This window comes from Rhodovulum viride (genome assembly GCF_003265965.1).
GTDB lineage: Bacteria > Pseudomonadota > Alphaproteobacteria > Rhodobacterales > Rhodobacteraceae > Rhodovulum > Rhodovulum kholense.
Window position 1 is genome coordinate 1 of sequence record NZ_MUAV01000174.1, and the last position, 515, is coordinate 515.

Below are 515 nucleotides of genomic sequence, written 5' to 3' on the forward strand. Positions count from 1 at the left end.
TGGCGCGGATCGGCGTCATCGGGACCGGCCGGGCGCTGGCAATGCCGCGCCGGGGCTATGCCGATCTCGGGATGATCGATCTCGGCCGCAGCGCGACACTGACCAGCCATGTCAGCGAGGGCGGCCAGTTGATGGGCCGGTTCCTCCAGCGTTCGGGGCTGTCGGGGTCCTTCGCCTGGCAGAACCTGTCCGAGGACTGGTACCGCGCCACCTTCGACCCCTTCGCCCGGGCCGCGCGGACCGAGCCCTTCTGGATCGCGGCCCGGCCCGAGGGCTATCCGACCGACTGCGCCTATGCCTGGGTCGATGACGTGATCGCGCCGTCCCGCCAGGGCAGGCGGAACTTCGTCAGCGTCGGCTTCACCGCGACGGGACATGCTGATGCCGCCGCGTGAACCGATCCGGATCGTCGAGCTCTGGCAGCCGCGCTGCGCCGAACGCTTCGGGGTCGCGCCCTGCGCGGCCAGCCTCGCCGATGGCCCGCGCTGCTACAATTGCTGGGGCACCTGCCTCGA

1 protein-coding gene is annotated in these 515 nt (G+C 71.3%); it reads left to right on the forward strand.

The window, feature by feature from the left end; translation table 11 throughout:
- Positions 1-395 (forward strand): hypothetical protein (locus BYZ73_RS23230; protein WP_220086895.1); only part of this gene is annotated, 395 nt, incomplete at its 5' end.
- Positions 396-515 lie beyond the last annotated feature (120 nt).